This is a genomic window from Pseudomonas sp. LFM046 (genome assembly GCF_000949385.2).
Classification (GTDB): Bacteria; Pseudomonadota; Gammaproteobacteria; order Pseudomonadales; family Pseudomonadaceae; genus Metapseudomonas.
In genome coordinates this window covers 772223-790919 of the sequence record NZ_JYKO02000001.1, presented here as the reverse complement: position 1 = coordinate 790919, position 18697 = coordinate 772223, and the positions used below count along the sequence as shown (strand labels likewise).

19 protein-coding genes and 3 tRNA genes are annotated in these 18697 nt (G+C 64.0%); 11 read left to right on the top strand and 11 right to left on the bottom strand.

All coding sequences use genetic code 11. From position 1 onward, the window contains the following. The first annotated feature begins 1 nt into the window (after position 1). From TQ98_RS03775 to yacG, 3 genes are read left to right on the top strand one after another with little or no spacing between them, the layout of a single operon-like run. Entirely contained in the window at positions 2 to 874 is an 873-nt protein-coding gene (locus TQ98_RS03775) for an A24 family peptidase (RefSeq protein WP_044872149.1), read from the top strand. Continuing rightward, a complete protein-coding gene (gene coaE / locus TQ98_RS03770) occupies positions 871 to 1482 on the top strand; it encodes a dephospho-CoA kinase (RefSeq protein ID WP_044872150.1) in 612 nt (203 codons plus the stop codon). The genes TQ98_RS03775 and coaE overlap by 4 nt, the downstream gene beginning before the upstream one ends. After that, positions 1479 to 1679: a DNA gyrase inhibitor YacG gene (gene yacG, locus TQ98_RS03765; RefSeq protein WP_044872151.1), complete on the top strand. Its 201-nt coding sequence runs from the start codon at positions 1479 to 1481 to the stop codon at positions 1677 to 1679. The genes coaE and yacG overlap by 4 nt, the downstream gene beginning before the upstream one ends. A gap of 6 nt (positions 1680 to 1685) precedes the next feature. On the opposite strand, the gene TQ98_RS03760 is transcribed toward yacG, so the two are convergent. From TQ98_RS03760 to TQ98_RS03745, 4 genes are all read right to left on the bottom strand, one after another. Further along, entirely contained in the window at positions 1686 to 1901 is a 216-nt protein-coding gene (locus TQ98_RS03760) for a hypothetical protein (RefSeq protein ID WP_044872152.1), read from the bottom strand. Between the two features lie 121 nt (positions 1902 to 2022). Continuing rightward, entirely contained in the window at positions 2023 to 2712 is a 690-nt protein-coding gene (locus TQ98_RS03755; RefSeq protein WP_044872153.1) for an energy-coupling factor ABC transporter permease, read from the bottom strand. Further along, complete coding sequence (locus TQ98_RS03750; protein WP_044872154.1) at positions 2709 to 3176, bottom strand: hypothetical protein; 468 nt, start codon at positions 3174 to 3176, stop codon at positions 2709 to 2711. The genes TQ98_RS03755 and TQ98_RS03750 overlap by 4 nt, the downstream gene beginning before the upstream one ends. 4 nt (positions 3177 to 3180) lie before the next feature. Beyond that, on the bottom strand, positions 3181 to 3603 hold the full coding sequence (locus TQ98_RS03745; protein WP_044872155.1) for a GNAT family N-acetyltransferase: 423 nt from the start codon (positions 3601 to 3603) through the stop codon (positions 3181 to 3183). 134 nt (positions 3604 to 3737) lie between these two features. On the opposite strand from TQ98_RS03745, the gene TQ98_RS03740 reads away from it, so the two are divergent. From TQ98_RS03740 to TQ98_RS03730, 3 genes are all read left to right on the top strand, one after another. Continuing rightward, entirely contained in the window at positions 3738 to 4364 is a 627-nt protein-coding gene (locus TQ98_RS03740) for a DUF1780 domain-containing protein (RefSeq protein ID WP_044872156.1), read from the top strand. Between the two features lie 85 nt (positions 4365 to 4449). Continuing rightward, complete coding sequence (locus TQ98_RS03735) at positions 4450 to 4623, top strand: DUF3094 family protein (protein WP_044872157.1); 174 nt, start codon at positions 4450 to 4452, stop codon at positions 4621 to 4623. 60 nt (positions 4624 to 4683) lie between these two features. Next, a complete protein-coding gene (locus tag TQ98_RS03730) occupies positions 4684 to 5982 on the top strand; it encodes an NAD(P)/FAD-dependent oxidoreductase (protein ID WP_044872158.1) in 1299 nt (432 codons plus the stop codon). A 123-nt stretch (positions 5983 to 6105) separates the two neighbouring features. On the opposite strand, the gene TQ98_RS03725 is transcribed toward TQ98_RS03730, so the two are convergent. The 3 genes from TQ98_RS03725 to TQ98_RS03715 form a co-directional block, all read right to left on the bottom strand. Next, positions 6106 to 6181, bottom strand: a tRNA-Lys gene (locus TQ98_RS03725). Between the two features lie 10 nt (positions 6182 to 6191). Continuing rightward, positions 6192 to 6268: transfer RNA gene (locus TQ98_RS03720), tRNA-Pro, on the bottom strand. A gap of 9 nt (positions 6269 to 6277) precedes the next feature. After that, positions 6278 to 6353, bottom strand: a tRNA-Asn gene (locus tag TQ98_RS03715). Positions 6354 to 6556: 203 nt separating this feature from the next. On the opposite strand from TQ98_RS03715, the gene TQ98_RS03710 reads away from it, so the two are divergent. Next, positions 6557 to 8857 (top strand): DUF1631 domain-containing protein, encoded by a 2301-nt coding sequence (locus TQ98_RS03710; protein ID WP_044872159.1) that lies wholly within the window; start codon positions 6557 to 6559, stop codon positions 8855 to 8857. A 20-nt stretch (positions 8858 to 8877) separates the two neighbouring features. Continuing rightward, positions 8878 to 9219 (top strand): PilZ domain-containing protein, encoded by a 342-nt coding sequence (locus TQ98_RS03705; protein ID WP_044872160.1) that lies wholly within the window; start codon positions 8878 to 8880, stop codon positions 9217 to 9219. 74 nt (positions 9220 to 9293) lie between these two features. Here TQ98_RS03705 and clpB read toward each other — a convergent pair whose 3' ends face one another. The 3 genes from clpB to rluD all read right to left on the bottom strand — a co-directional run bounded on the left by clpB (position 9294) and on the right by rluD (position 13797). Then, on the bottom strand, positions 9294 to 11858 hold the full coding sequence (clpB, locus tag TQ98_RS03700; protein WP_044872161.1) for an ATP-dependent chaperone ClpB: 2565 nt from the start codon (positions 11856 to 11858) through the stop codon (positions 9294 to 9296). A gap of 242 nt (positions 11859 to 12100) precedes the next feature. Continuing rightward, positions 12101 to 12826 carry a peptidoglycan editing factor PgeF gene (gene pgeF, locus TQ98_RS03695; RefSeq protein ID WP_044872162.1) on the bottom strand — a complete coding sequence of 242 codons (726 nt, stop codon included), beginning with the start codon at positions 12824 to 12826 and terminating at the stop codon, positions 12101 to 12103. After that, a complete protein-coding gene (rluD, locus tag TQ98_RS03690; RefSeq protein ID WP_044872163.1) occupies positions 12823 to 13797 on the bottom strand; it encodes a 23S rRNA pseudouridine(1911/1915/1917) synthase RluD in 975 nt (324 codons plus the stop codon). The genes pgeF and rluD overlap by 4 nt, the downstream gene beginning before the upstream one ends. Before the next feature lie 147 nt (positions 13798 to 13944). Here rluD and TQ98_RS03685 point away from each other — a divergent pair, with 147 nt between their 5' ends. Beyond that, entirely contained in the window at positions 13945 to 14970 is a 1026-nt protein-coding gene (locus TQ98_RS03685) for an outer membrane protein assembly factor BamD (RefSeq protein WP_044872164.1), read from the top strand. A 94-nt stretch (positions 14971 to 15064) separates the two neighbouring features. Here the strand turns inward: TQ98_RS03685 and TQ98_RS03680 are convergent, their stop codons facing one another. After that, entirely contained in the window at positions 15065 to 16696 is a 1632-nt protein-coding gene (locus TQ98_RS03680; RefSeq protein ID WP_044872165.1) for an NAD+ synthase, read from the bottom strand. 171 nt (positions 16697 to 16867) lie between these two features. Here TQ98_RS03680 and TQ98_RS03675 point away from each other — a divergent pair, with 171 nt between their 5' ends. Together TQ98_RS03675 and TQ98_RS03670 are read left to right on the top strand one after the other, a co-directional pair. Then, positions 16868 to 17104 carry a PP0621 family protein gene (locus TQ98_RS03675; RefSeq protein WP_044872166.1) on the top strand — a complete coding sequence of 79 codons (237 nt, stop codon included), beginning with the start codon at positions 16868 to 16870 and terminating at the stop codon, positions 17102 to 17104. Next, complete coding sequence (locus TQ98_RS03670) at positions 17094 to 18695, top strand: ATP-binding protein (protein ID WP_103102870.1); 1602 nt, start codon at positions 17094 to 17096, stop codon at positions 18693 to 18695. The genes TQ98_RS03675 and TQ98_RS03670 overlap by 11 nt, the downstream gene beginning before the upstream one ends. The last annotated feature ends 2 nt before the right edge of the window (positions 18696 to 18697 follow it).

The following is an 18697-nucleotide window of genomic DNA, read 5'->3' as shown; positions in this document are numbered from 1 at the left end:
CATGCAATTGATCGACTTCCTGGCCAGCCATGTGCTGGCCTTTGTTTTGTGCGTCTTCCTCCTTGGCTTGCTGCTGGGTAGTTTCCTCAACGTGGTAATCCACCGCCTGCCGCAGATGATGATGCGGGACTGGCAGGAGCAAGCTCGGGAGGCGCTGAGCCTGCCGGCGGAGCCCAAGGGGCCGGTGTTCAACCTGGTGCTACCGAACTCCCGCTGCCCTCATTGCAACCATGAGATCCGCGCCTGGGAAAACATCCCGGTAATCAGCTACCTGGCCCTTGGCGGCAAGTGCTCGGCGTGCAAGGCCCCCATCAGCAAACGCTATCCCCTGGTGGAACTGGCCTGTGGCCTGCTTTCGGCCTTCGTGGCCTGGCATTTTGGCTTGGGCTGGCAGACCGGTGCCTTCCTGCTGCTGACCTGGGGCCTACTGGCGATGAGCATGATCGACGTCGATCATCAGTTGCTGCCGGATGCGCTGGTGCTGCCACTGCTCTGGCTCGGCCTGATCCTCAACAGCCAAGGTCTCTTCGCCAGCCTGGAGGATGCGCTCTGGGGCGCGGTGGCCGGCTACATGAGCCTCTGGTCGGTGTACTGGCTGTTCAAGCTGGTGACGGGCAAGGAAGGCATGGGCCACGGTGACTTCAAGCTGCTGGCGATGCTGGGCGCCTGGGGCGGCTGGCAGGTGCTGCCGCTGACTATTCTGCTGTCCTCCCTGGTGGGGGCCGTGCTGGGCGTGATCATGCTGCGGCTGCGCAACCAGGACACCGCCACCCCTATCCCCTTCGGTCCCTATCTAGCCATTGCCGGCTGGATTGCGCTGCTCTGGGGTGATCAAATAACGGCGTCCTATCTGCAGTTCGCCGGTTTCAAATGAACAAACCCTGGATTCTTGGCCTCACGGGCGGCATCGGTAGCGGCAAGAGCGCCGTCGCCGCCCATTTCAGCGACCTCGGTGTGCATCTGGTGGATGCCGACCAGGCTGCACGCTGGGTAGTGGAGCCCGGCCGCCCTGCCCTGGCGAAGATCGCCGAGCATTTCGGCAGCGAAGTGTTGCAGCCAGACGGCCAGTTGGATCGTGCCGCACTGCGCCAGCGCATCTTCGACAACGCCGAAGAGCGCCGCTGGCTGGAAAGTCTGCTGCATCCCCTGATCGGCCAGGAAATCAGTCAGTATCTGGCTCGCGCCGAATCCCCCTACGCCATCCTCGTGTCACCACTGCTGATCGAGTCGGGCCAGTACCGGCTGACCCAGCGCGTGCTGCTGGTGGACGCGCCGGAAGCCATGCAGGTCCAGCGCACCATGCAGCGGGACAAAGTGCCTGAGCAGCAGGTCCAAGCCATATTGAAGGTACAGGCCAGTCGCGAGCAGCGCCTGAAGCAGGCCCACGATGTACTGCTCAACGACCGCGACCTGGACTGGCTGCGCGCCGAAGTGGAGCGCCTGCACAACTTCTACCTGACCCTGCGAGGAGGCCAGCCATGAGCCAACCCGTCACTGTCGAGTGCCCCACCTGCGGCGCTCCGGTGGAATGGGGCCCGCAAAGCCCCTCCCGCCCCTTCTGCTCCGAACGTTGCAAGCTGATCGACCTGGGCGCCTGGGCTGCCGAGGAACATGCGATCCCCGGCGACAACATGGAAGACGACCTGTTCTCGGGCGAACTGCCGCCTCGCGAGCATTGATCCCACTTACGGGCGCATGAATTCGTAGTCCTGCTCCGGGTCCAGATTGTCCGCGAGAAAGCGCAACTCCTGCGCCAGATCCTCCATCGAACGCAGCCTTGCGCTGCGTTCAACGACTGCACTCAGCAAGGCCCGTAACGCCAGCTCTTCGCCGATGCCGTCCCGCTTCGCCGCGTCGAGACTCTGCTCCAGGGCAGTTCTTGCCCAATCGTGAATCCCCATGCCGTTTGCCCCTCATGTTGGTGGATGGAAAAGCGCCATCCACCCTACGCAGCGGGACCGAGTGAAATCGTTGACGCAGATCAGGCGTCAGCAGGGCATCAAACCGGCGAATCCCTGGCAATCAGCGCGGCGTGTCGTCGTCCTTCCAGGGCGCCTGGAGGTAACGGGTGCGATTGAAGGTCTCCAGCCAGTCCGGATAGAACACCACCAGCGCGGTGACGGCAGTTCCGTTGATGAAGGCTTCCGGGAACATCACCAGCCAGAGATAGCCGACGAAGTCCTCGAGCCAGGGCGGCATGGGGAAGATGCCGTCTACCCACAGCAGCCCCAGCCCGATCAGGACGCACAGCAATGCCGTCAGGGCGGCGGGAAAGAAGCCGCAGCAGAAGATGTACACGAACAGGTTGCGCGGCTGGTAATGCTCCACCCACTTGGCGCACAGCTCGGTGACCAGCACCGGCAGGAGTACAAGCAAGGCTCCGTTGACGCCCAGGGCCGCAAGGTCCTGCTCGCCCAGCGCCAGCAGCCCCAACTGCGCTGCCACACCACCGAGGACCGCCAAGGGCCAGTCCAGCAACAGGGTCACGGCGGTCATGCCAATGAAGTGATAGGACACGCCCGACTCGAAGTTGCGCCGCATCAACCACAGCAGGAAGAGCGCCATCACCGTGCCATACAGCAGGTGCTGACGACGGGCATCGCTGAACAGCTCTACCCAAGGTGCCCGCCATACGGCCCAGGCCAGCGCCGGCAAATAGAGCGCCCAGCCAAGGCCCAGGGTTTCCGTTGACAGGAGGCCTGCAGCGATCACGGCGCCAGGGACTCCAGGGCGGCACGAAGCGCCGCGGCGTCGCCGAATTCCTTCTGATCCACAAGCGTGCCGCGATCGAGCCGGAGCCAGAGCACATGGGACTCAGCACCCGGGTAGCGGCTGGCGACCCGGGATTCGCGGTCCAGCAGGACCCGATAGTTGTAATCGCGCATGGCGGGAACGGCAAAGAGCGAGGACACCAGCGCGGGCATCCGGCTGATATCAGCTACGAATGCGGTGTGCCGGGCTTCAAGGTAGCCCTTGGGTTGTCCGTCCAGCGCCGCCTTGAGCAGTTTGGCGCCGTCCATATCGCGAGCGACCAGCAGTACCTGCAGTTGGTCATCCAGGCTGTAGGGCTGTTCGTACTGGTCCAGCAAGGTCCAGGGCGCCAGCCGCTCCCCCAGTTCAAGGGCCTGGCTGAGGCTGGTCAGCAGACAAAGCACCAGCCCGAGATAAATCCGCATCGTCTCAGTCTCCTGTGGTCGAGTAGACCCGAATATCCTCACGCACCGACCAGCCCCGCTGCATCTGCCAGAAGGAGAGTGCCTCCGGCGCATCCTCCAGAACGAAGACGTGGGACTTGCGTATGCCCAGCGCACTCAGCCGGCGCAGCGCCTCCTGCAGCAATGCCCGGGCCCAGCCCTTGCCCCGAAACGGCGAGTCGACCACCAGATGCTGCAGGTAGCCGCGGCGCCCGTCATGCCCGACCAGCAAACTGCCCGCCACATGGCCGCGCTCGTCCTCGAGCAGCAGGCTAAGGTCGGGATTTCGCTGCAAGTAGGCACAGAAAGGTTCCAGCTCGTCCTCCGCGCGCAGGCGGATTCCCGGTGTGCGGCGCCAGAGGTCGAGCAGGTGGATGTGATCGGCAGCGGTGATCGGGCGAATGCGCATAGCGGGCTCCCGGCAAGTTCTGAAAGTTTACACCGCGACGGTAGACGGCAACCTGCGCGCATTTGTCGCGACGGCGCCGCAACAGAGTCTCCGGGGGTACCCAGAGCCCCGGCGGGAGGACTAAGCTGCGGAACATGAACGAGTCCGACTACCTGCGCCTGCTGACGCGGCAGGCCGAGCAAGCCAACGACTTCCTGTCGAATGCGCGCAGGTGGGAACGCGAGCGCTGGGTCTGCCAGCGACTTCTACAGGCGCTCAACCTGCCCTACCGGCTGGAGGACTTCAGCACCGGGCAGGAACCACCGGACGTGCAATTCCGCGAGGCCAACTTCGAGGTGTTCTTCGTTCTGGATGAAGGCCGTCGCCTGAATGAAGAATGGCGCGCCGAGCTGGAGCGGCGGCGCAGCGCCTTCTCCCTCGCCCAACTGGTGCGCCGGGAAAGCCGCCCAAAGCGGATTCCGGCAGCCGAGCTCCAGGCCCGCCTGGCGCCGACGCTACGCAAGAAGGCCAGCAACTACGGGGAACGTGGTCTCGACCTGGGCGATCTCGACCTGCTCGCCTTCGTCAACCTCAAGCGCGCCACACCTGACTTCAACAGCCCTTTTCCGCCGCCTACCGAGTACCTGCGCCAGGGCTGGCGCTCGCTGTCGCTGGTGGGACCAAACTTTGCCCGGGTGCTATTCGCCCACGGCGACGCGCCCGACTTCCTGCGCAACAACCTCGGCCGCACCATCCTGTTTGACGTAGGAATCGGCCTGTAGCGACTGCGGAAATAAAGTCACCGGCGCGTTGAGCCCCAGTGATTTCGCCGGCTAGAATGCCCATCACGCCAAAGTCGAGGCCCCCATGCCCAGCCGCCTGACACCCGAAGACCAGCAGAAGGTCGACCAGTACCTGAATCTCCCGCAGCACCAGGTGGAACGCCAGCCGTTCAAACCGTGGCGCCTCCTGTGGGTCGTACTGGGCGTGGTGATCGCCCTGGGCATCCTCAGCCGCCTCCTGAGCCGACTGGTGCTATGAGCTGCCTCCTGCGCTCGCCCTCGGCGACAACGAATTCCTATAGCCTTGTGAGACCTTCCCATGTCCCATCGCATCGTGATCGTCGGCGGCGGCGCCGGCGGCCTGGAGCTCGCTACCCGTCTGGGTAGAACCCTCGGCAAGAAAGGCCTGGCCAAGATCGTCCTGGCCGACGCCAACCTCACCCATATCTGGAAACCCCTGCTTCACGAAGTGGCGGCCGGTTCGCTTAACTCCACGGAGAACGAGCTGAACTACGTGGCCCAGGCAAAGTGGAATCATTTCGAGTTCCAGCTTGGCCGCATGAGCGGGCTGGACCGCAGGCGCAAGGTCATCCAGTTGGGCGCCACCCATGACGAGGACGGGCGCGAGCTGGTGCCTGCCCGCGAATTGGCCTATGACAGCCTGGTCCTGGCGGTCGGCAGCACCACCAACGACTTCGGCACCGAAGGCGCGGCGCAGCACTGCATCTTCCTCGACACCCGCGAGCAGGCAGAGCGCTTCCACCGCAAGCTCCTCAGCCACTACCTGCGCGCCCATGCCCAGCAAGACGCCACCGACCAGATCAGCGTGGCCATCGTTGGTGCCGGCGCCACGGGCGTGGAATTGGCGGCCGAATTGCACCACGCCGCCCACGAGCTGGCTGCGTACGGCCTGGACAAGATCCAACCGGAAAACATGCGCATCACCCTGATCGAGGCCGGTCCGCGGGTACTGCCTGCCCTTCCGGAACGCATCAGCGCTCCGGTACACAGCACCCTGGAAAAGCTCGGCGTGAGGGTGATGACCGGCGCGGCGGTGAAGGAAGTCACGGCGGACAGCCTGCTGACTGCGCAAGGCGAGAGGATTCCCGCCAGCCTGAAGGTCTGGGCTGCCGGCATCCGCGCCCCGGCCTTCCTCAAGGATCTCGACGGACTGGAGAGCAACCGCATCAACCAGTTGGTGGTGCGTCCGACCCTGCAAACCACGCGTGACGACGACATCTTTGCCTTTGGCGACTGTGCCGCCTGCCCCCTGGGCGATGGCAGCGACCGTAACGTGCCGCCCCGGGCCCAGGCAGCCCACCAGCAGGCGTCGCTGCTGGTCAAGTCGTTCAAGCAGCGTCTCCAGGGCCAGCCGCTGCCCGACTATCAGTACAAGGACTATGGCTCGCTGATTTCCCTGTCCAGCTTCAGTGCGGTCGGCAATCTGATGGGCAACCTGATGGGCAGCGTGAAGCTGGAAGGCTGGCTAGCGCGGATGTTCTACATCTCCCTCTACCGCATGCACCAGATGGCGCTCTACGGCAGCTTCCGAACCTTCCTGCTGATGCTCAGCGACCGGATCGGCCGCAGCACCGACCCGCGCCTGAAACTTCACTGATATCAGCGACACCAGCCGGGTAACGCCGTTACCCGGCTGGCAACGAGAAAAAACCGAGGCAAACAAAAAAGCGGTAAGGCTTTCGCCTTACCGCTTCTTCGGACCTCCCGAGGAGGCCTTGTATGGTGGGTCGTGTAGGATTCGAACCTACGACCAATTGGTTAAAAGCCAACTGCTCTACCGACTGAGCTAACGACCCATATTTGAGGTGGTCGGGGTAGAGAGATTCGAACTCCCGACATCCTGCTCCCAAAGCAGGCGCGCTACCGGACTGCGCTATACCCCGTCTGGAAGTTGGCTCCGCGACCTGGACTCGAACCAGGGACCCAATGATTAACAGTCATTTGCTCTACCGACTGAGCTATCGCGGAACTTCGGTCTTCCAACTCATCAGCGCTTTCCGTTTTGGATCGCGTTGCTGAGGCGCGCCATTTTACGTATCGCGAACCCGCTGTCAACCCCTAAAAACACGAATTCCGACAATGACTTGCAGATAGCCGTCCGAGTGCTATACCTGACCCGTGGTGAGATCGTTGCAGGTCGTGGTCGCGACCTGAATCTCAATAGGAAAGCCATGAGCAATCAGGATCGGCCCCCACCCCCTCCCGGCCCCGTGACGACCCTGGCCAGCCGCGGTATCCAACCGCGCTTCGGTGAATTGGTACAGAGCTGCCGAAAGCTGGTGATGAACCGGCTGGCAGAGCAATTGACAGCCGTATTCGGCCAGGTTGACGACACCCTCTTCGAATGCGCCGAGAAGGCCGAGAACAATCAGGTCCAGACCCTGTTCTTCGACAGCATGCGGGACATTCGCAAGCAGCGCCCGCAGATTGAACGCGCCTATCACCAGCGCATTGCCAAAAGCTTCGAGGATTTCCTCGCCGGCAAGTTGAAACCCGAGCTGAATGCCAACGAGCTCAATGCCGATCATCTCCAACTGATGGGCAATGACGAGTATGAAGAAAGCATGCTGGTCACCAACATGGTCAGCCGGGTCAGGTCGCGCTGCATGCAGTCCCTGTTTGCCCTCGACCAGCGGCTGGCAGTGCTCAATGGCGGGCGCAAGCTGAGTGATGACGAAAACCCCTTCGGTCCTCAGGCCGTGGCGCTGGCCTTCCGTGAAGCGCTGGAGCCCTGCCCCTTCCCGATGCGGATCAAGACCATCCTCTACACGCTCTTCGACCGGCATGTGATGCAGGCACTGGATGGCGTCTACGAGGCCCTCAATCAGCGGCTGGTGCAAGCCGGCGTGCTGCCCAACCTCAAATACAGCGTGCAGCGCTCTACCAGCGTGCCCCATCCGCAATCGCCTGCGGCCGGACAAGCGCCCCAGAGCCCGCCGACGCAGCCGTCCACACCGCCAACATCCAGCCCCGTGGACCTTTCCGCAGCGCCTCCCAGCGACCCCGGCCAGCTCTTCAGCGGTCTGGCCGCCCTCCTCGGGGAGCGCCGCCTGCACCACAGCGGGGCCCCGCTACCTGGCGGAACACCAAGCATTTCCAGCCTCGCTCCGCGCGGTGCCACGCGCACCTACAGCGCCGCGGAACTGCTTGAGGCCCTGAACCGGCTGCAGCAGCAGTCCGCCCAGGACCTCGCCAGCAAGCTGCGCCAACCGCAGCGCGTGGATGGCCTGAAGGCTGACTTGCAACAGCAACTGGAAAGCTTCAGCCAGCTACCGGGCCAGCAGAAGTTATCGGACTACGAAGCCGACGTGATCGACCTGGTGGGCATGCTGTTCGACTTCATTCTCGATGACGACAACCTGGCCGACATCTACAAGACCGCTCTCTCCCACCTGCACACCCCCTATCTGAAGGTCGCCCTGCAGGACAAGGCGCTCTTCACCCAGCACCACCACCCCGCCCGCCGCCTGCTGAACACCATGGCTCAAGCCGGTGTGCTCTATGCCGGTGAAGGTGAAGAGCGCGGGCTGCTGGCCAAGATCCACTGGGTGGTGGAGCGCGTCGTTCATGGCTTCAGCGGCGACCTACTGTTGTTCGACAGCCTGCTGGACGAGTTCAACGAGTACGTAGGCAACCTGCGGCACAAGGTGGAACTGCGCGAGCAACGTGCCGTGGAAGCCGCCAAGGGTCGCGACAAACTGCTCGGCGCCCGCCAGCAGGCAGTGGACGAGATGGGCCGGATACTTGCCGATCGCGAATTGCCGGGCATGATCCAGCACTTCCTTGAACTCACCTGGACCGACGTACTGGTCTTCGCCCTGCTCCGCCATGGTGATCGCAGCACGGAATGGCAACGCTCCGTGGAAGTGGCGGAGCAACTGGCGTGGAGCGGCACCCCGCTGGATGCCGACGGCCGCGCTCGCCTGCAACAGTTACGCATCCCCATGCTGGAGGACCTGCGCAAGGGCCTGGAGCTGTTGGGGGGCTACCACGAAGATGGCATCCGCCGCCTGCTACAGGATCTGGTGGCCTGCCAGCACGCCGTGCAATCGCAACAACCCCAGGTAGCCGCCCGAATCGAAAGCCCGCTGCCGGAAAGCAAGCTGGGTGAAATGCTCGGCGATGACGCCGCACTGGCCAACTCCCCACAGCCAGCCAACCTGTCCAGCCAAGCCCAAGCCCTGGTCAAGGATCTGGCCAGCCTCGAATTCGGCACCTGGTTCGAATTCATCGATGGCCCGGAAACCCGGGTTCTCAAGCTGTCCTGGTACAGCCCGACCACGCGCAACTACATGTTTGTCGACCACAGCGGCCAACGCGTGGCAATCATTCCCATCACCCAACTGGCCTTGGATATGGAACATGGACTGGCACGGCTGGTCCCGCCGGAACGAGCCGCCCCCCTGGTGGACCGCGCGTTGAGCGCCATCTACCGGGTCCTGCAACGCTTCACCGGCCGCGCCCCCGCCTGAGCCCGCCACAGGAGTTCACCATGGAAGAACGTCGCCAGCACAGTCGCCATGCCACCGAGCTGCAGCTGGAGTTATTCGACCTGCATTCCGGGCAACGCCTGGGACGAATCGTCGACCTGTCCATGGACGGCTTCATGCTGTTGAGCGAGTTGCCGCTGGATGCCGACTCGGTCTGGGAATGCCGGCTGGTGCCCCTGACCTGGGTCGAGGGCATTGAAGAAATCCGGCTGGGCGCCGACTGCCTGTGGACGCGCCAGGGCGAAGACGAACGCAATTGCTGGGCGGGTTTCCACATCATCGATCTCGCCGAGGACCAGGAGGCTGCCCTGGAAGAGCTGCTGAGCTTCATTCGCACCCCATAGGTCATTCCCGGCACGCGACTTTTCCATTCGCAAAAGAAAGCCCCGCGTCGCGGGGCTTTCTTCTGTAGCCAGGATCAGCTGAATACCAACTCCTCACCCTCCACCTTGGCCGAGATGGTGGCACCCGGTGCGAACCGGCCAGCCAGGATCTGCTGGGCCAGCGGGTTCTCGATCCAGCGCTGGATGGCCCGTTTCAGTGGACGGGCGCCATACACCGGGTCGTAACCCACAGCGATCAGCTTATCCAGGGCCTCCGGACTCAGCTCCAGGCTCAGCTCGCGCTCAGCCAGGCGCTTGCGCAGGCGTTGCAGCTGGATCTCGGCGATACCACCGATCTGCTCGCGCCCCAACGGTTCGAACACCACCACTTCGTCGATCCGGTTGATGAACTCGGGGCGGAAATGCGCGTTCACCGCATCCATCACCGCCGCGCGCTGGGCCTCGCGGTCGCCCACCAGTTCCTGGATCTGCGCGGAACCCAGGTTGGAGGTCATCACCACCACAGTGTTGCGGAAATCCACGGTACGGCCGTGGCTGTCGGTCAGCCGGCCATCTTCCAGCACTTGCAGCAACACGTTGAATACATCCGGGTGGGCCTTTTCCACTTCATCCATCAGCACCACGGAATAGGGTTTGCGGCGAACGGCCTCGGTCAGGTAGCCACCTTCCTCGTAACCAACGTATCCCGGCGGGGCGCCAATCAGGCGAGCCACGGAATGCTTTTCCATGAACTCGGACATATCGATGCGCACCAGCGCTTCCTCGGTGTCGAACAGGAACTCGGCCAGTGCCTTGCACAGCTCGGTCTTGCCCACACCGGTCGGGCCGAGGAAGAGGAAGGAACCGCTGGGCCGGTTCGGGTCGGCCAGGCCGGCACGGGAACGGCGCACAGCGTTGGCGACGGCGACCACAGCCTCGTGCTGGCCGATCACCCGCTTGTGCAGGCCATCCTCCATGCGCAGCAGCTTCTCGCGCTCACCTTCCATCATCTTGGCCACCGGAATGCCGGTCCACTTGGAAACCACTTCGGCGATCTCTTCATCGGTGACCTTGTTACGCAGCAACTGGTTCTCCGCCTTGCCGTGCTGGGCGACCATCTGCAGGCTGCGCTCAAGATCGGGGATCACGCCGTACTGCAGCTCGGCCATACGCTGCAGGTCACCCTTGCGCCGGGCGGCCTCCATATCCTGGCGCGCCTGCTCGATTTTCTGCTGGATCTGCGCGGAGCCCTGCACCTCGGCCTTCTCCGATTTCCAGACCTCTTCCAGGTCGGCGTATTCGCGTTCCAGGCGAGCGATGTCTTCTTTCAGCTTCTCCAGGCGCTTGAGGGCCGCATCGTCTTCCTCCTTCTTCAGCGCTTCCTGCTCGACCTTCAGCTGGATCAGGCGACGCTCCAGACGGTCCAGGGCCTCGGGCTTGGAGTCGATCTCCATGCGGATGCGGCTGGCGGCTTCGTCAATCAGGTCGATGGCCTTGTCCGGCAGCTGGCGATCGGTGATGTAGCGGTGCGACAACTTGGCGGCGGCGATGATGGCACCGTCGGTGATGGTCACCTGATGGTGAACCTCATAGCGCTCCTTCAACCCGCGCAGGATGGCGATGGTGTCTTCCTCAGAGGGCTCGTCCACCAGCACTTTCTGGAAACGGCGCTCCAGCGCGGCGTCTTTCTCGATGTACTGGCGATACTCATCCAGGGTGGTGGCACCGACGCAGTGCAGCTCGCCACGAGCCAGGGCCGGCTTGAGCATGTTGCCGGCGTCCATGGCACCTTCGGCCTTGCCGGCGCCGACCATGGTGTGCAGCTCGTCGATGAAGAGAATGATCCGGCCTTCCTGCTTGGCCAGTTCATTGAGGACGCCCTTCAGGCGCTCCTCGAACTCGCCGCGGAACTTGGCGCCGGCGATCAACGCGCCCATATCCAGGGACAGCAGACGCTTGTCCTTGAGGCCATCCGGCACCTCGCCATTGACGATGCGCTGGGCCAGGCCTTCGGCGATGGCGGTCTTGCCGACACCGGGCTCGCCGATCAGCACAGGGTTGTTCTTGGTACGGCGCTGCAGCACCTGGATAGTGCGGCGGATTTCGTCGTCACGGCCGATCACCGGATCCAGCTTGCCCTCTTCGGCACGCTTGGTCAGGTCGACGGTGAACTTGTCCAGTACCTGGCGGGATTCCTCGATGTTGGGGTCATTCACCGCCTGGCCGCCACGCAGGTTGGCAATGGCATTTTCCAGTGCCTTGCGGGTCACGCCCTGGCCGAGCAGGAGCTTGCCGAGACGGCTGTTCTCGTCCATCGCGGCGAGCACCACCAGTTCGCTGGAAATGAACTGGTCGCCCTTCTGCTGGGACAGGCGGTCGGCCTGGTTGAGCAAGCGTGCGAGGTCCTGGGACAGGTTCACGTCGCCGGTGGGATTCTGGATCTTGGGCAGGTGGTCGAGCTCGCGGGTCAGGCCCTGGCGCAGGGCCGCCACGTCGAAGCCCACCTGCATCAGCAGGGGCTTGATGGAGCCGCCCTGCTGGTCAAGCAGGGCCAGCACCAGGTGAACGGGCTCGATGGCTGGGTGGTCGTGGCCAACCGCCAGGGACTGGGCGTCGGAGAGCGCCAGTTGCAGCTTGCTGGTCAAACGGTCGATTCGCATAGGTTCGTCCTTCCTTCAGATAGCGGGCGGCGCGATGACGGCACCAGATACGAAAACCCGCCGGGATGAAGCTTAGATAGGGACGATTCTGGGCGATTCAACCTCTGCGGAATTGACCGACATCATGAAGAGGTTAACCGTAGGCTGGGTTGAGGTACGAAACCCATCAGGCCGGAGGCGTTGGGTTTCGCCTCGCTCGCGGAACATCGCTCACCCTACTCCACGTAGCCCCGCAGTAAGGATCAGTCGGCCATCCAGACCAGGCTGGCGAAGCGCCCCGTGCGGGCGGCGCGGCGATAGGAATAGAAGCGGGGATCACTGACGGTGCAGTAGCCACCGCCGAATACGGCCTGAACGCCACGGGCGACCAGACGGATACGCGCCAGCTGGTAGATATCGGCCATGAACTTCCCTTCATTGGCACTGGGCTGGAAGGCGCTGTCCGTTTCCGGGTGGCTGGCGAGGAAGGCTTCGCGCACTTCGGGTCCAACCTCGAACGCAGCGGGGCCGATTGCCGGGCCGAGCCAGACCAGTACGTCTTCAGCCGGCAGGGCCAGGGCGTCCAGGGTCTCCTCCAGTACGCCATTGGCCAACCCACGCCAGCCAGCATGTGCTGCGGCCACCCGGGTGCCGGCGCGGTCGCAGAACAGCGCAGGCAGGCAGTCGGCGGTCAGCACCGCACTGGCGACGCCAGGTTCAGCGCTCCAGCTGCCGTCCGCTTCATGCACCTGTCCGGGGTTGGCCTCCACCACACGCACGCCATGCACCTGGCTGAGCCAGGCGGGCTTGCAACCCAGGGTGGAGGTCAGCAATTCACGGTTCCGCTCGACGGCCACGGGGTCGTCGCCCACATGGCTGCCGAGGTTGAGCCCTTCGAATGGCGGCAGGCTGAAGCCGCCCTCGCGGGTGGTGACGCAGGCCCGCACCCGCGCCGGAGCGGGCCAGTCAGGCGTCAGCCAGCCTTTCATTGCTCGAAGGACTCGCGATCCTGGCGCAGCAGGGTGAGCAGCCAGACGAAATCGTCGGGCAGCGGGGATTCCCACTTCATGCGCTCGCCGGTCGCCGGGTGGTCAAGCTCGAGGAAGCGCGCATGCAGCGCCTGGCGCGGAAACTCCTTGAGGGTTTGCACCAGCGTCGGGTTGGACCCCGGCGGAATGCGGAAACGCCCGCCGTAGACGGGGTCGCCCACCAGAGGAAAGTTCACGTACGCCATGTGCACGCGGATCTGGTGGGTACGGCCGGTTTCCAGCTTGACGCGGGTGTGGGTGTGGGAGCGGAAGCGCTCCAGTACCCGGTAATGGCTGACGGCAGGCTTGCCACCGGCCATCACCGCCATGCGTTGACGCTGCTGGCCATGACGACCGATGGGGGCATCGACCTTGCCGCCGGAGGTGATCACACCAACCACCACCGCCTCGTAGACACGACTCACGCTGCGCGCCTGCAGCTGCGCGACCAGGCTGGTATGGGCCTCAAGGGTCTTGGCCACCACCATCAGGCCGGTGGTGTCCTTGTCCAGGCGGTGGACGATGCCGGCGCGCGGCACGTTTTCCAACCCCGGAACGTGGTGCAGCAGGGCATTCAGCAGCGTGCCGTCGGCATGACCGGCAGCCGGATGCACCACCAGGCCGGCTGGCTTGTCCAGCACCAGCAGATGGTCGTCTTCATAGACGATGTCCAGCTCGATGTCCTGGGCCACCCACTCGCCCTGGGACTCCTGCTCGGCGTTCAGCTCCAGCTGCGCACCGCCATAGACGATATCGCGCGGACGGAGCACGTTGCCGTCGACCGTGAGGAGGCCATCCTTGATCCAGCCGGCAAGGCGGGAACGGGAGTGCTCGGAAAAGAGTTGTGCAGCGACCTGGTCGAGACGTTGACCGCCCAGTTCGGACGGCACCTCGGCGCTGAGTTGGATGACCTGCTTGTTGATGGAAGACATGCTCGGGAACGGAGGGGGCGCAGCCTTTGGTTTCGGTTACGCGCTTGTGGTTAAATACTGCGTCTTTGTCCCGGGGGTTCCGGGGCGCCCATCATAACAGGACGGCTCCAGCCACGACAGCCAGCCGTCACAGGGACGCAAGCCGCCATGCAAGTGAAACACCTGCTGCTGATCGCCACTCTCGCCCTCACCGCCGCCTGTTCCTCCAACAAAGAAGTGGTGGACGAGAACCTGAGCGAGGCCGAGCTGTATCAGCAGGCCCAGGCTGACCTGGAAAACAGCAGCTACACCCCCGCCATCGCCAAGCTGAAGGCCCTCGAGTCCCGCTACCCCTTCGGCCGCTACGCCGAGCAGGCGCAGCTGGAACTGATCTACGCCTATTACAAGAACGTCGAACCGGAAGCCGCCAAGTCCGCTGCCGAGCGTTTCATCCGCCTGCACCCGCAGCACCCGAACGTCGACTACGCCTATTACCTGAAGGGCCTGGCCTCCTTCGAACAGGACCGCGGCCTGCTGGCGCGCTTCCTGCCCCTGGACATGACCAAGCGTGACCCGGGCGCCGCACGCGACTCCTACAACGAGTTCGCCCAGCTCACCAGCCGCTACCCGAACAGCCGCTACGCCCCCGACGCCAAGCAGCGCATGATCTACCTGCGCAACCTGCTGGCCGCCTACGAAATCCACGTCGCCCACTACTACCTGACCCGTCAGGCCTATGTCGCCGCCGCGAACCGTGGCCGCTACGTGGTGGAAAACTTCCAGGAAACCCCCGCCGTGGGCGATGGCCTGGCGGTGATGGTCGAGTCCTATCAGCGCCTGGGCCTGAACGAGCTGGCCACCTCCAGCCTGGAAACCCTGAAGCTGAACTACCCGGACCACCCGACCCTGGTGGATGGCCAGTTCGTGCCACGCGAAGAAGAGGCCGACAACCGCTCCTGGCTGGCCAAGGCCACCCTGGGCCTGATCGAGAGCGAAGCGCCGCTGCCCCCGGGCGAAACCCGCGCGGCCCAGGACGTGATCAGGCAGTACGAAGACGCCAAGGAACAGATCCCGGAAGAACTGCTGCCGCAGAACCAGGGCGAAGAGCAGGAGAAAGAGCCGGAGCCGCAGTCGAAAGCCGACGACAGCAACCGTTCCTGGTTCAGCTACATGACCTTCGGCCTGTTCGACTGATTCGACGCCGAAAACAGGAAGGGAGGCCAATAGCCTCCCTTTTTTGTTCCCGCTTCCGACTGGAGCATCTGAGCGCTGTCCGTACACGATTCGCCTAGTCGCCCAGCCGCCACCCCGAGGTGATGGGATAACGCCGATCCCGGCCAAACCCACGCTGGGTCACCCGCACGCCCACGGCGGCCTGGCGCCGCTTGTACTCGTTGCGGTCTACCATGCGCAGCACGCGGTTCACCGTGTCCTCGTCGAAGCCCTCGGCAATGATGGCGTTGGCCGACAGGTCATGTTCGATATAAAGCTTGAGGATATCGTCCAGCACCGGATACGGCGGTAGCGCCTCCTCAACCGGCCGGCCAGGTGCCAATTCGGTCGACGGCGGCCGTTCGATCACCTGGGGCGGGATCACCGGCCCCAAGCTGTTGCGGTACTCCGCCAGGCGGAACACCAGGGTCTTGGGCACGTCCTTGAGTACATCGAAGCTGCCAGGCAAGTCGCCGTTGAGGGTCGCGTGGCCCACAGCCAGTTCACTCTTGTTACTGGTGGTCAGCACCAGTTCGCCCTTCCTGCTGGATATCGCCATCAGCAGCGTGCCACGGCAGCGTGCCTGAAGGTTCTCTTCAGTGGTATCGCGGTCATGGCCCTCGATGGCTGGCGCCAGCACCTGCTGCAAAGCCTCCACCACAGGCGTGATGGGCAGCACCCGATAGGCGACGCCAAGCAGACGCGCCTCGGATTCGGCGTCTTCCAGGCTCATTTGCGCCGTGTACTGGCTGGGCATCATCACGGCTTCTACGCGCTCCGGTCCTAGCGCATCCACAGCCACTGCCAAGGTCAGGGCGGAATCGACGCCACCGGACAATCCCAATACCGCCCCCTTGAAGCCGTTCTTTTGCACGTAGTCACGCACCCCCACCACCAGCGCCTGATAAACGCTCGCCTCCAACTCCGGCAGCTCAGCGCAGTGAATCCGACGCGGCACCCAGCGGCCATCCTGCAGCAGCAGGTCCACCGGATAGAGCCCCTCGACGAAAGCCGGCGCGCGCTGGCAGATCATGCCCCCGGCGTCCATTACGCAACTCCCGCCGTCGAACACCAGTTCATCCTGGCCGCCAACCTGGTTGACGTAGATCACCGGCATTTCGCCTTCCGCCACCCGTTCGGCCAGGAGCTCTTCGCGTTCGATCTGTCGGTCCAGATGGAACGGCGAGGCGTTCAGGCTGAGCATCAGTTGCGCACCGGCGGCGCGGGCCTGGGCCATCGGCTCGGGAAACCCGATGTCCTCGCAGATAGACAGCGCCACGGGCACGCCCTTGATATCCACCACGCAGGGTTGCTGACCGGGCTCGAAATAGCGCTTCTCGTCGAATCCCCGGTAGTTGGGCAGGCGCTGCTTGTAGTAAGTCGCCAATAGTTGGCCATCGGCAATCACGGCGCAGGCGTTGTAGCGCAGTTCATCCTCCAGCCAGGGGTAGCCCACCACCAGGTAGATGCCGCGCACGTCATCACGCAGGCGCTGCAGGCCTTGCTCGATACGCCGCTGCATGCTGGAGCGCAGCAGCAGGTCTTCCGGCGGGTAGCCACACAGGGAGAGTTCAGGGAAGACGATGGCGTCCGCCTCCCAGGATTCGCGGGCGGAATTGGCCGCTTCGACGATCCGCTCGACATTGCCCTGAACGTCGCCGACGCGAAAATTGAGCTGGGCCATCACGATTCGCAGGCTCTGGCGCATGGCCGCCTCCCGAGCGTTGTCCAAGCATCGATTGCGTCTCAACGCCACGATACTCTCCCGCCCCGGCAGCGAAAACCACGTAAGCAGCGCCAGCGTGCTGTGGGTCTCTGTGCGCGGACAACCGGCTTGGCTAAACTGCCGACTTTCCACCAAGAAGAGAGCACCTTCGGCATGTTTCGCCTGCTGTTCTGGATTGCCGTGATCTTCGCCGCCATCTGGGTGTGGCGCCGCTTCAAGACCCCGACGACGCCCCGCCCCGCCCCGCGCCAGCAGGAAGATACCCAGCCCATGGTGCGTTGCGCCCAATGCGGTGTGCATGTGCCTCGGGCCCATGCGCTTTCCCGGGATGATCGCTGGTATTGCAGCCGAGCCCACCTCGAACAGGACCAGACCCCTGGTGAGCGCTGATAGCCTGCCCGCCAACAGCGCGCTCAGCGCCCAGGGGCGGCGCATTTTCCGCCTCTACAGCCTGTACCGGCTGGTCATCGGCCTGGTGCTGGTGGTGCTGATTTCCAGCGAACTGGACGACCGCCTGCTCGACCTGGCCCGCCCCGAGCTTTTCCGCAACGCCAGCTGGTTCTACCTGATTCTCAACACCCTGATCGCCGCGCTGGTGCCGCGCCCCCAGGGTATGGTGCAGGTGTTCAGCCTCGCGCTGGTCGATGTCCTGCTGTTGTCCTGCCTGTTCTTCGCCTCGGGTGGCACCGCCAGCGGGGTTGCCAACCTGATTGTGGTCTCGGTGGCCATCTCCAATATCCTGCTGCGCGGGCGTATAGGACTGCTGGTCGCCGCCGTGGCGGCCATCGCCCTGATCTACCTGACCTTCTACCTCAGCCTCAGCCACCCGCAAGACGCCGGCCAGTTCGTCCAGGCCGGTGGCTTCGGCGCGCTCTGCTTCGCCGCGGCCCTCATCATCCAGGGCCTGAGCCGCCGCCTGCAGCTCAGTGAAACGCTCGCCGAACAACGTGCCGCCGACGTGGCCAACCTGGAGGCCCTGAACGCCCAGATCCTCGAACGCATGCGCACCGGCATCCTGGTGCTCGACCCGCGGAACCAGATCCTCCTGGCCAACAATGGCGCCCAGGCATTGCTGGGCAAGGACACATTGGTGGGTTTTGCACTCGAGGATCAATGCGTCGAGCTGCGCAAGAGCCTGGAGCACTGGCTGGCCAACCCCACCCTGCGCCCCCAGAGCATCCAGGCCTTTGCCGACGGCCCAACCCTGCAGCCGAGCTTCGTCCACCTGCAACGGGGCAACCAGCAGAACACCCTGGTCTTCCTGGAAGACATCTCCCAGATCGCCCAACAGGCCCAGCAACTCAAGCTCGCCGCCCTCGGCCGCCTGACCGCCGGCATCGCCCACGAGATCCGCAACCCTCTGGGTGCCATCAGTCACGCCGCCCAGCTATTGCAGGAGTCGGAAGAGCTCCAGGGACCGGACCGGCGCCTAGCGCAGATCATTCAGGATCACTCGCGGCGCATGAATCTGGTGATCGAGAACGTGCTGCAGCTGTCCCGGCGCCGTCAGTCGGAACCGCAGCTGCTGGACCTCAAGTACTGGCTGACCCGCTTCGCCAGCGAGTTCCGCACTTCGTCAGGCCCCAACCAGACACTGCACCTGGCCACCCTCGGCAGCACCTTGCAGACCCGCATGGACCCGCATCAATTGACCCAGGTACTGACCAACCTGGTGCAGAACGGCCTGCGCTATAGCTCCAAGAAACACACCCAGGGCCAGGTCTGGATCAAGCTCTTCCGTGATCCGGAGAGCGACCTGCCGGTGCTGGAAGTGGAAGACGATGGGGAAGGCGTCCCGCCGGAGCAGGTCCACACTATCTTCGAACCTTTCTTCACCACTGAAAGCAAAGGCACCGGCCTCGGCCTGTACATTTCCCGCGAACTCTGCGAGAGCAACCAGGCCCGCCTCGACTACAAACCGCGCGAACAAGGCGGCAGCTGCTTCCGCATCACCTTTGCCCACCCGCGCAAACTGAGCTGACC

Bases quoted from the DNA above. Each gene is read 5' to 3' on its own strand.
- TQ98_RS03750 (WP_044872154.1), bottom strand. From the start codon at position 3,176: ATGCGGATTTATCTCGGGCTGGTGCTTTGTCTGCTGACCAGCCTCAGC.
- coaE (WP_044872150.1), top strand. From the start codon at position 871: ATGAACAAACCCTGGATTCTTGGCCTCACGGGCGGCATCGGTAGCGGC.
- TQ98_RS03735 (WP_044872157.1), top strand. From the start codon at position 4,450: ATGCCCAGCCGCCTGACACCCGAAGACCAGCAGAAGGTCGACCAGTAC.
- TQ98_RS03760 (WP_044872152.1), bottom strand. From the start codon at position 1,901: ATGGGGATTCACGATTGGGCAAGAACTGCCCTGGAGCAGAGTCTCGAC.
- clpB (WP_044872161.1), bottom strand. From the start codon at position 11,858: ATGCGAATCGACCGTTTGACCAGCAAGCTGCAACTGGCGCTCTCCGAC.
- TQ98_RS03675 (WP_044872166.1), top strand. From the start codon at position 16,868: ATGTTTCGCCTGCTGTTCTGGATTGCCGTGATCTTCGCCGCCATCTGG.
- TQ98_RS03705 (WP_044872160.1), top strand. From the start codon at position 8,878: ATGGAAGAACGTCGCCAGCACAGTCGCCATGCCACCGAGCTGCAGCTG.
- TQ98_RS03745 (WP_044872155.1), bottom strand. From the start codon at position 3,603: ATGCGCATTCGCCCGATCACCGCTGCCGATCACATCCACCTGCTCGAC.
- yacG (WP_044872151.1), top strand. From the start codon at position 1,479: ATGAGCCAACCCGTCACTGTCGAGTGCCCCACCTGCGGCGCTCCGGTG.
- TQ98_RS03680 (WP_044872165.1), bottom strand. From the start codon at position 16,696: ATGCGCCAGAGCCTGCGAATCGTGATGGCCCAGCTCAATTTTCGCGTC.
- TQ98_RS03775 (WP_044872149.1), top strand. From the start codon at position 2: ATGCAATTGATCGACTTCCTGGCCAGCCATGTGCTGGCCTTTGTTTTG.
- TQ98_RS03685 (WP_044872164.1), top strand. From the start codon at position 13,945: ATGCAAGTGAAACACCTGCTGCTGATCGCCACTCTCGCCCTCACCGCC.
- pgeF (WP_044872162.1), bottom strand. From the start codon at position 12,826: ATGAAAGGCTGGCTGACGCCTGACTGGCCCGCTCCGGCGCGGGTGCGG.
- TQ98_RS03740 (WP_044872156.1), top strand. From the start codon at position 3,738: ATGAACGAGTCCGACTACCTGCGCCTGCTGACGCGGCAGGCCGAGCAA.
- TQ98_RS03730 (WP_044872158.1), top strand. From the start codon at position 4,684: ATGTCCCATCGCATCGTGATCGTCGGCGGCGGCGCCGGCGGCCTGGAG.
- TQ98_RS03710 (WP_044872159.1), top strand. From the start codon at position 6,557: ATGAGCAATCAGGATCGGCCCCCACCCCCTCCCGGCCCCGTGACGACC.
- rluD (WP_044872163.1), bottom strand. From the start codon at position 13,797: ATGTCTTCCATCAACAAGCAGGTCATCCAACTCAGCGCCGAGGTGCCG.